The sequence below is a fragment of the Microcoleus asticus IPMA8 genome, from assembly GCF_013179805.1.
Lineage (GTDB): Bacteria > Cyanobacteriota > Cyanobacteriia > Cyanobacteriales > Microcoleaceae > Microcoleus > Microcoleus asticus.
Window position 1 is genome coordinate 30,507 of the sequence record NZ_SRRZ01000064.1, and the last position, 10,958, is coordinate 41,464.

Here is a 10,958-nt window from a genome sequence, read left to right on the forward strand (position 1 = left end):
TTATGCAATCAGCTTTTTAGTCATCCGTCTTTTACTTTTAATTAAAGGGATCTACTTACAATAGTCCGGACAGTTTTTATAGGGCCCAATGGCTTATTCTCACTTAGCTTTGAGCCACTGTGGATAATTAAATCAATGTCAGCTCCCCCCTGACGCGGCATTTAATTCGACTTTTTTATGATCCTTGCCCCGCGTAAGCTTGTAATATCGTTCCAAAAACTGTCCGAAGTATTGCTACTTAAGATGCACTGTATAATTATAAGCCGTGCTGGTGGGTTGGGTTTGTGTAGAAGCGGTCTCAAACTTCGAGTAAAGTTATTGATGTAGTGTTTTAGCGCCTCTATCGTGCGCCAAAGCTCTTTAACTTTTGGGCAAAGTAATGATAAATTCCGTGTAATTTCCGGGTTCGGTTTGCACTTCCAAATTGCCTCGATGTTGTCCAACAATGATATCGTGAGTGATTGATAAACCTAAACCTGTTCCCTGTCCGGGAGGCTTGGTAGTGAAGAAAGGGAGGAATATTTTTTGTTGATTTTCTTTAGGAATACCGATGCCATTATCATGAATGCGAATTTCTATTGCAGTGCCTACATTTTTAGTGGTAATAGAAACTGTGGGAGTGAAATCTCCGATCACTTTAAATTGTTTAATATGGGAGGCATAGCAAGCATTATCGATGATGTTAATTAAGGCGCGACTGAGGTCGGAAAAGGCGACATCTAGTTCTTCAATTGATTGGTCGTAGTCGGTTTTCAGGGTAAGGTTGAATGTTTTATCTTTGGCACGGATGCTGTGGTAAGCTAATTGTATGGATTGAGCTACGAGGGCGTTGATGTCGGTTTTTTGGCGGTTACTGCCGTCGCTGCGAGCGTGCATTAGCATACTTTGAATAATGCTGTCTGCCCGTTGCCCTTGTTGGTTAATTTCTAATACGTTGCGCTTAAGATAAGTGAGATTTTCGTTAATTAATTCCAGGGATTCTGAGTCTAAATTTTGGGATTGGCGGTCTATTAGTTCTGCGATTTCAGATGTTAAGTCTTCTGAGAGAGTAGCAAGAGAGGTGACGAAGTTGAGAGGGTTGCGGATTTCGTGGGCAACACCTGCGGTGAGCGCTCCGAGGGAGGCGAGTTTTTCAGAGGCTACTATTTGTTTTTGAGCTGTTTTTAATTCGGTGGTTCGTTCTTCAACTTTCTGTTCTAGGGTTTCCGAATATGCTGCAAGTTGTTGATTGGCTTGTTTTAAGCTTTGGTTGAGTTGATTGACTTCTGCGTAAAGTTTGGCATTAGTAATAGCGATGGCAGCTTGTCCCGATAGCATTTGTAAGACTGTGAGTCTGTCAGCGGTAAAGGCGACGGTTGTCAAGTTATTTTCGAGATAGATAATCCCTGTAAGTTGACCTTGATTGAGCAGGGGTGTACACAAGATTGATTTGGGCTGATTTTGTTGGATGTAGGGGTCTTTTTTGAAGATACCTTCGTGGCTGGCATCGTTTAAAACGACTGTTTCTTTAGTGCGGGCAACGTAGTTGATAATTGCGGCTGGAACTGTATTTCCTAGTAGAGGAACGGAAATATTTTCCTCTTCTGGTTGTTGAGGATTGGTCAATACGGTGAGGTCGTTACCTTCCACGATGCCGGTGGCTGAAATCACCCACTGATTCTCACTTTGGTTAGATGAAAAAGTTGGTTGTGTGAGCAATGAGCCGCGAGTAGCTCCGGCATTTTCTATGAGAATGGTCATTAATTTACCTAGCAGTTCGCTGAGAACAATTTCCCCAGACAATGCCTGTGCTGCTTTCATAATTGTATCGAGGTCAAGTGCTGTTGAATGGCTTGAAGTAGAGGTTGTTGTCCAGTTTGAGGTGGTTGTGCTAGTGGGGTCAAGGCTGATAGTTTCAGACTGCTGCGTGCGGGAGATGAGATGGGGATATCTTTCTTCTAAGTCTCGGACTTTGGCGACTGCTCCCCAACGAATGTAGCAGTAATAGGCTTCAGTCATGTAGGTTTTGGCGACTTTTTCTCTACCGAGGGCTAGATAAAATTCGGCAGCGCGTTCGTTAGCGAGGGCTTCTTCTTGGATGAATCCTTGTTCTTTGGCTCCATTGATGGCTCGTTCGTAGTAGGTTATTGCTGTCTCGTTTTGTCCCAATACTCGCGCTTTTTCGGCTTCTACAAGTTCGTATTTGTGCTGGAAGTTCATCGGGGCGTGACTTGCCCAGATTTTCATTTGTTTTTGATGGGATGTTACTTTTTTCAGATATTGTTTTTGTTCGGTTTTTGTGGTGGTGGGATAGTGCGCGAGGAGGGCTAGAGAATAGTAGAAATTGTGTTCTGATGAATGAATGAGCGCACCCAGACTTTCTTTGTATTTTTCTGTTAAACCTGCAACTTCAACAGCGTTAGTAAATTTTTTAAATAAGTAAAAAAGCACTGACTTGAAAAGATAAAAATAAGCAATAAATGTATAATGATTAGTTCTTTTCCAGGTAAGGATAATTTCATTTTCATCAAATCCATCGCCAACGAATGTAAATTTATCTGTTGATTGATCTAGTAGATTTAAGACAAGTTGACGACCTAATTTTGTTTGATCTGAAATCAAAAACTGTTTGTATTCAAGCATTAAATTAGTATATTTAATGTATTTTTTAACGGTAGATTCTAGGTGCTCACCGCTCCAATAACTGTGGTGAGAATAATTACAAGCTGAATAACAACTATATTCTACATCTCCTGTTTCTAATCCGGTTTTAAATGCTTCTAGTAAAGGTTGTGTTGTTTCCTTAATATGTTCTTTCCAGTGCCTGATAAAACAATTAAACATAAAGTCAATCTTAGCTTTGAGTTCTTTAGCATCAAATTGTTCTACTAGCATCATAGCCAGTTTTCCAAATTGATATCCAGAATCAATATCAGATAGTGCACCACAAAGCAGCATTCCATAAGTCACATACCCGTAAGCAGACAGAGGTGAATTTCCATATTGGAGAGAAACATTGACCATCTTAAATACAATCAGCGGAAACAGCATAGGATTTGCCAGAAAAGCCACCGGGATTACAGCGATTAATATCCGCATGGCTGCAAGCTTATATGGGTCAGTCATTAAAGGGAGAAAAGCTAAATCCTCAATCTGTTTACCGCCTATTGCTATTTTGTTGCTAATCAATCCCATCATAATACTAAATTTTGTGGGATTTATAGGGAGGGATACTCCCAGCATCTTTAGGATTTGCAAAGCTGTCTCTAGTGCTTCTTGTGGTTGGTTTTGCTGTAAATAAAATGGAATTCTGAGTTCATAAACTTTCACTTTTTCTAGCTGACTTTTAGCTTGTGACAGAACAATTTCCGATAAATGTTGCGCTCGTCCAAAGTTAGTATTGAGGTATTCGGCTTCTAGTGTTTCTAAGTGGAGATTCCGCTTCAAATTGTAGTGACTTTGCCAGCTAGATTCCGGCAGAAGTTCTAACCCCAGATTCAAATATCTGACAGCAGCTTCATAAGCTGTTGCTGCTTTTGCTTTTCGTCCAGCTATTAAGTTAAAGTTGGCAAGTTCATCTTTTTCTGACTGCTGCGTGATGAATTCCACGCCTATATTCAACTGGTTCACAATATCAAATATATTCTCTTCCAGGGAATTTTCTTCGTATTGATGCAATAATAGCTTGCCAATTTTCAAGTGAGTTGCTTTTTTCTGATTTTCAGGAATCATTGAATAGGCTGCTTGTTGCACCCGATCATGTAAAAATCTATAGCCAACTCTCGATTCATCAAAAAGTAGGTTCTCCTGTTGTTCTGACTGAAAAGCTAGGGGAATTTTGTAGTCGTTACTGAGGGGCAAAATGAGACCTGATTGAAGTGCTGACCACAAATCATCGGCTGTTTCTAGCGGTGATTTTTCATTAACAATCGCGCAGACATCTAAGTTGAAGCGGTTGCCGATACAAGCAGCTAATTGTAAGATTTGTTGCGTACCTTCTGGTAGTTTTTGAATATTTCTTGCTACTAATTCAACAACATTATAATCAGCAATTCCCAGGGATTGAATCTGCTTGATGTCCCATTGCCAGCAACTTTTGATAAAATCAAAGTTTAACAGTTCTTCAGAGTGTAGAGTCTTGAAAAGTTGTGTTAAAAAGAAGGGATTCCCCTGAGTTTTATTGAAGAGTAGGTCTGCTAATTCTCTTGACTTATCTCCCTGAAGAGTATCGGCTACTAATTGACGGACGTTGCTAATATCTAAAGCCTGGAGGACGATATTATTTACAACCGCACCTGTTTTTTCAATCTCTTCAATGGTTTGAATCGTCGGATGAGTTGCGCTGACTTCGTTATCTCGATAAGCTCCTATTAGTAACAGATATTCGCTATCGGTGTCTGTTATCAAGAGTTGGAGCAACTTCAGAGACGCTGAATCTGCCCACTGCAAATCATCTAGGAACAGAACAAGCGGATGTTCTGGCTTAGTGAATACATGAATAAATTGTTTATAAACCCGATTGAAACGATTTTGAGATTCAGTTGGCCCTAGTTTGGGAACTTCTGGCTGTTCGCCCATAATCAGTTCTACTTCGGGAATTACGTCGATAATTACCCGTCCATTTTGTCCCAAAGCTTTTACAAGCTGCTCTTTCCAAATTCCTATATTTTCAGAGTTTTCTGTTAACAGTTGTCGGATTAATTCTTGAAAAGCTTGAATCAAGGCTGCATAGGGAATATTCTTTTTAAATTGGTCAAATTTGCCGCCGATAAAATAACCGCGCTGTCGTACTATTGGTTTATGAACTTCTTGCACAACACAGGTTTTTCCAATCCCTGAATAACCGCTGACAAGCATCATTTCTGTTGAGCCAACTGCAACTCGTTCAAAGGCTGCCATTAGGGTTGCAACTTCTGTTTCTCGTCCATATAGTTTTTGAGGAATGAGAAATTGACCGAATCTATCCAATTTACCTACTGTGAAATCTTTAATTTGTCCAGATTCTTCTACTTGTTTAAGACATTCTTCTAAATCGGCTAAAAGTCCGCGAGCATTTTGATATCTGTCTTCAGCAGTTTTTGCTAATAATTTCATTACGATGTCAACAACCGTTTTGGGAATTTCTGGATTTAGCTGATTTAGTGACTTGGGTTGTTTTGCGATGTGGCAATGCACCAATTTCATTGGGTCGTTAGAATTAAAAGGTAGTTGACCCGCAAGCATTTCGTAGAAGGTAACGCCAAGGGAGTAAAAGTCTGTGCGGTAGTCTATTGACCGATTCATTCTCCCAGTTTGTTCGGGAGACATATAGGCGAGAGTACCTTCGATGTAGTTGGGATTACTGATAGTAGGATTTTCTTTTTCTAGGCGGGTGGCGATGCTAAAGTCAATAAGTTTGATTTGCCTAGTTTCGGGTTTTATGAGAATATTTTGGGGTTTAATATCTTTGTGGATAATTTGGTTTTGATGCAGTTCTCCTAGAATTTGGGCGAGTTGACGGGCGATTAGAAGAAAGTTAATTAAGTTAGTTTTTTGGGAGTTAATATATTGTTTGAGGGGCTGTCCGCCAAAATCTTCTAGAATCAGGGCAAGTCCGTGTTCGTAAGGTTTTAATTCGATCGGCTTGATAATGCCTGGGATGTTTAAAGAGTGGAGGATTTGATATTCGTGCCTGATTCGGGCGATTTCTTCTAGAGTCGGATACTCGGCTTTGAGGGTTTTAATGATGACAGGAGTGCGTTCTCCCTCGTAGCGACCTTGATAAATAACGGTGTTTGTACCTTCGTGGATGGGGGAGATCAGTTGGTATCCGGGTAGAGGGGTTCTCATTGTATATCTTTAAAGGAGTACAGTAGTGCAAAAGCATGATACTGATGAACCCTGAGTTGATATATCATCTTATCAGTTCTTGATATTTTACCTTTGTATCGAAGATTACTTTCAATATAAAACAAAAACTTAAGATTTAATTAATTAAATCTTAAGTATTGACAAAAATCTAGTTATTAGATGCAAAATCGAATGATAACGAAAGCAACCAAACTCGGATATAACTTACTGGATGGTATATCCCCCATCAATCACCAGATTATGACCTGTGACGAATGATGCCTTGTCCGAGCATAGCCAGACTACTGCATCACCAATCTCCTCCGGTTTGCCGATCCGTCCTATGGGTTGCTCTACTTCGAGCTGGGCAACTAATTCTGTAGGTAAACTATCTAGCATATTGGTCTTGACAGGGCCGGGACTAATCGCATTAATACGAACACCAGACTTAGCGTATTCTAGCGCCGCTGCTCTTGTCAGGGAAATAGCTCCGCCTTTGCTAGCCGAGTAAATAGCATGACCGACTCCACCAACAAGGCCCGCACCAGAGGCTATATTCACGATCGCACCGCCGCCATGTTTGAGCATCGCTAGGATCTCATACTTGAGGCAGAGCCAAAGTCCCTTGAGGTTCACGTCGATTATATTGCTCCAGTCTGCTTCTGAATGTTCCGTCAGAGAACCGAACTTTACAACACCAGCATTATTGCAGGCATAATCCAAGCGACCAAATAAGCCCACTGTTTTGTCAATTAGTGCCTCCACTTCAGTAGCTTTCGACACATCTGTTGTGATGAAAATAGCATCACCACCTCTTTCACATATTTGGTGTACAGTTTCTTCTCCCTCAGCAATTCGTCGGCTAGCAACTACAACTTTTGCTCCAGCGCGTGCAAATGCAAATGCTGTTGCCTTACCTATGCCTGATGAACCTCCTGTAACCAATGCGACTTTTCCCTTCAATTCACTTGTAAAGACCATGTTTTATTTCCTTTTAATGACTAAGAGTTTACGGAATGTGAGGAGTAAGAAACTTCCTATTGCTTACCCCTGAAACGGCTTTATATTTGCCCAAAAGCGCTTGGACAAAAGCCACTATATGCAGAAGTTACCTACTGCATTATCCTGCGCCTACAAGTGTGGCTATTAAATTTTCTGAGAGGGTCGGAGCAGACCCTAGAACCACATCGCCCCAGCGCATAATACTGGCGACAGAACTGCCAGAAAAACCGTGAGAATAAATCATCACTAAGTCGCCTGTTCTGATTTTTTTCAAGGCGGCTGCATGATATAAAGCAGCCATAGCCGACACTACGGAAATGTTGCCATACTTGGGAAAAATGTCAATGATTTTATCTTTAGGTACATTCAGTTCTAAAGCACAAAAATCGACATAACCTGCTGCTGGTGGGTAAAAAATGAAGTAGTCTATATCCTCGACTGCAATTCCAGATTCAAACAGGATTTTTCGGCAGCATTGCTGGAAGTATTTAATGAATAAAGAAGTCGCGTATTTCACTAAATCTTTATTGATTGTAATTAACACCTTTGGATTTCCCATCTGATCTACCGTAAATCTGGGATAAATTACTCCGCAGGTATCATGAGTGTTTGTTGAATAGGAATGGAGTAAACCTTGTCCTTCTTCTAGTTTCTCAACAATAAAAGCGGCGGCTCCATCTCCAAGCGTGAATGAGAAAGAATTGGTATACTCTATGTGCTTGGAATAATTGCAGGATAAGGAGACTAATACCCTATTAAATCTTTTGTCTCTGATTAACGCAACAGCATTTTCTAAGGCTAGAAGAGCGCCTCCACAGGTAGCATTTAAATTCCAAGCGACACCTCGAAAGCCTAACTTTTGTGCTATGTGAGTAGCATTCCCAATCACTAATTCTTCTGGAAACATCGCGCAAGAAATCAGCAAATTAACATCGTTGATTTCTAATTTATTGGCTTGCAAAACTTTTTCAATTGCTCCAGATTCAAGAGAAATAGACGTTTCGCCTTCAGCCAAAACTCTTCTTTCTAAGGATCCCCTAAATATATCTTCCCGATAAGGTTTTACTGCCTGTACCCAATTAGCATTTTCTTGGGAATCATTATCAAACAGTCGCACTTTTTGATTTTTTTGCTCAAGCTCAGCTAAGAACCCTGGATAATTCTTTTTCCAGTAATCGTTAGTACGTACACGCTCTGGAAAATTAACTGCAATTGCTCGGATTCCTACAGCTTGATTCATCTTGACAAAACTCATTTGAACAGAAATAAAGAACATGGAAATTTGGACATTTGGCAGCTCTCGGCTCTAACTCCTAGAGCTAGCAAATTTAATGCTCATTAGCTAAGAATTATCTCTTTCTTAACTACAAGCAAATTAACTATGCGCCTCGCGCAAAACTCGCCTCAAAACCTTACCAGTCGCATTTTTCGGCAACGAATCAACAAACCGGACAAGATGAGGAACCTTATAAGCAGCTATCTGCTTAGAACAGAAAGAAATCACATCCTCTGGCGCGACAACTTGCCCATTATTAAGAACAATATTCGCCAAAATTCTCTCACCTTTTACTCTATCAGGAACGCCACAGATAGCCACTTCCGCCACTGCTGGATGTTGAGATATTACCCGCTCCAATTCACTCGGATAAACCTTAAAGCCAGAAACATTGATCGTGTCCTTCAAGCGGTCAACAATGTAGAAATAGCCTTCTTCATCCATCCGGCCCAAATCTCCAGTATGAAACCAACCATTTGACATAACTTCGGCAGTTTCAGCGGGACGGTTCCAATAGCTCGACATCACATTCGGCCCGCGAATAATAATCTCGCCAACTTCCCCGACATCAACTTCTGAACCCTCAGTATCCACCACCTTCATTTCCACATTATCAATTGGCATCCCAATCGAACCAGGCTTATATTTCAAGTAATGATTGTAACAAGAAAAAGGCGAAGTTTCCGTCAAACCGTACCCTTCATGAATCACCAGACCATACTGTTCTTGCCACTGCTCTACAACTTCCAATGGCATTCTGGCAGCAGCACTAAAATAATAGCGTACTGAGTTAAAGTTGCATTCATCCGGCGACATTTCTAACAGCTTGGCAAAGGCAGTCGGGACTCCAAAAAACATTGTAATCCGCTCCGCAGCCGTTACCTTCAAAACTTCTGCTGGATAAAATCTGCGCTGCAAAATGATAGTCGCACAAGCATTCAATCCCGCATTTAGAATGAAATTCTGACCAAAACAGTGGAACAATGGTAAATACAAAAGCAACCGATCTTCAGCTCTCATACCGCAGCAGTGCTTGACAGAGTGCATATTTGAAGTCACATTGCCATGAGAAAGCGCAGCTCCTTTAGGAAAACCCGTCGTCCCCGATGTATAGATAATTGCAGCGGGATCTGTGGGTTCCATTTCAACAGCTTTAGCTTCAGCAGAAGCTAAAGCTATCAGTTGTAACAAACTTATTTCTTTACAGCTTAAACTCAGCTTACTTCCAGAAATATGAGAAGAGTGGCTAACAACCACGCTCGGCGGCTTAATAACTCCATCTTCAACAATCAAAATGTATTGAAGGTAAGCTAAATCATCATCGGGCACTTGCATTCGCAATGATTCTGTCGCAATTACTATCTTAGCAGCACAGTCATTGAGAATAAACCGAACTTCATCTGTTTTGAGCATCGCATTGATCGAAACTGCGACAGCACCAATCTTTAAGATGCCGAGATAAGAGATGATAAATTCGGGAACATTAGGCAGGAAGAGAGCGACGCAATCTCCCCGTTTAATTCCTAATCCTTGCAAACCATTAGCAGCACAGTTTGCCAATTGATTTAGCTGCTTGTAAGTAAAAGATTTGCCTTCAAAAACTAAAGCCGTTTTCTGAGGAAAAAATCTACACCCTCTCTCGATATGATCTGCAATATTCATCCCTATTTTATCCTCGGTAAAATTGCTGCCAAACAATAGGTTTTGTGTGCATGATTTGGATGCACTGCTGGACTGTCGCTAAGGCAAATAGAAAACCACTACCTAAAGCTTTTGAGCGCTCTTTTTTTTCTGAGGAAACATCCTCCGTGCAACCAGGATGAATTGCTTGATAAAATTGTTGCCAATCCCTCGGTTCAAGCTGATAAATTTTGACGCACTGGCGAACAGTATCCGTCAAAAAGTGTTGCTGATTTGAGAATCTATCTGCTTTTTTATTTGGGTAAATATCTACCTGAAAAGTAGTTTTAGAGATGTTAGCTGAAATATTGTGAGTAACCATTTTTGTGCCTTTCTAGTAATGTTTAACAATCCTTTGCAGTCGCAATTGGGACTACTTGTCTAAGGGACAAGCAGCTCTTAACAAGTTAAATCTTTAACTCATTGTTTACGCCGTTTTGCAGGCTATTCTTAGCTACAAATGACCTGTTTTACACATAAAAATAGAGGGAAAAAGGAAATGAAATAATGTAAATATTTGTTTGCCAAATTTCTTCCCCTTCCCTTTCTGCTTCCTACTTCAAACTTGATAAAATCTGGTTCACAGCTTGCACAATTCGTCCTTCCTGTGCAATGTCAGCAGCAATCATGGCAATGTGTATATCTAAAGATTGCTCGTTGTCATTCCAAATGTAAGATTTTTCAACATTTGGCGGCTGTCCCACAACTTCGCGCACAGCCTCATATAGCGGTAAGCTAAGTGGCGACAAACATTCCCGTGCATCATAATGACCAGCGACTTGATGGGTGCGCAAATCAACAGCTTGGACGGCAAACATTAGGGAAATTGCCATATATTGCTGAAACAATTCAATTGAGCGACGAGCTAAATTAGCTGAAGCGAATCCTTGGCTATTGATATTTTGATTGAATTGTTCCGCGTGAGTGGGAAAGCGGTCAGCAATTGAGTTTCCGTAAAAAGTCAACAGCGGCATAATGGAATTTCCAGCTATTTGCAGACCTTTTAATCCCATGTTGACCTTACGGCTTGTATTGCCAACCAGAGAAGGCGGCAAACCATTATTAAATTCAGGTGCAACCAACAGCGCTATTTGCACGTCCAAATGCTTAGCCAGCAGACCTAAAAGATAGCGCAACCGATCCATCCCAACGCCAATATATTGCCCTAAGAAATTGCCGCCGTGATAGCTAG

At 40.9% G+C, this 10,958-nt stretch carries 6 protein-coding genes; all 6 read right to left on the bottom strand.

What is annotated here, in order from left to right; translation table 11 throughout:
- Window positions 1–360: 360 nt before the first annotated feature.
- Entirely contained in the window at window positions 361–5,808 is a 5,448-nt protein-coding gene (locus E5S67_RS17740) for a trifunctional serine/threonine-protein kinase/ATP-binding protein/sensor histidine kinase (protein WP_172189480.1), read from the bottom strand.
- 225 nt (window positions 5,809–6,033) lie between these two features.
- Window positions 6,034–6,789 (bottom strand): SDR family oxidoreductase, encoded by a 756-nt coding sequence (locus E5S67_RS17745; protein ID WP_172189481.1) that lies wholly within the window; start codon window positions 6,787–6,789, stop codon window positions 6,034–6,036.
- Window positions 6,790–6,928: 139 nt separating this feature from the next.
- Window positions 6,929–8,050, bottom strand: a complete 1,122-nt coding sequence (locus E5S67_RS17750; RefSeq protein ID WP_172189482.1) for a 3-oxoacyl-ACP synthase III family protein — start codon at window positions 8,048–8,050, stop codon at window positions 6,929–6,931.
- A 135-nt stretch (window positions 8,051–8,185) separates the two neighbouring features.
- Complete coding sequence (locus E5S67_RS17755) at window positions 8,186–9,748, bottom strand: class I adenylate-forming enzyme family protein (RefSeq protein ID WP_172189483.1); 1,563 nt, start codon at window positions 9,746–9,748, stop codon at window positions 8,186–8,188.
- Window positions 9,749–9,755: 7 nt separating this feature from the next.
- The gene (locus E5S67_RS17760; protein ID WP_172189484.1) at window positions 9,756–10,088 is read right to left on the bottom strand and encodes a hypothetical protein; all 333 of its coding nucleotides are present in this window, start codon (window positions 10,086–10,088) and stop codon (window positions 9,756–9,758) included.
- A gap of 232 nt (window positions 10,089–10,320) precedes the next feature.
- The coding region (locus E5S67_RS17765) for an aromatic amino acid lyase (RefSeq protein ID WP_172189486.1) at window positions 10,321–10,958 on the bottom strand (638 nt) is incomplete at its 5' end.

Bases quoted from the DNA above. Each gene is read 5' to 3' on its own strand.
- E5S67_RS17760 (WP_172189484.1), bottom strand. From the start codon at position 10,088: ATGGTTACTCACAATATTTCAGCTAACATCTCTAAAACTACTTTTCAG.
- E5S67_RS17755 (WP_172189483.1), bottom strand. From the start codon at position 9,748: ATGAATATTGCAGATCATATCGAGAGAGGGTGTAGATTTTTTCCTCAG.
- E5S67_RS17750 (WP_172189482.1), bottom strand. From the start codon at position 8,050: ATGAATCAAGCTGTAGGAATCCGAGCAATTGCAGTTAATTTTCCAGAG.
- E5S67_RS17740 (WP_172189480.1), bottom strand. From the start codon at position 5,808: ATGAGAACCCCTCTACCCGGATACCAACTGATCTCCCCCATCCACGAA.
- E5S67_RS17745 (WP_172189481.1), bottom strand. From the start codon at position 6,789: ATGGTCTTTACAAGTGAATTGAAGGGAAAAGTCGCATTGGTTACAGGA.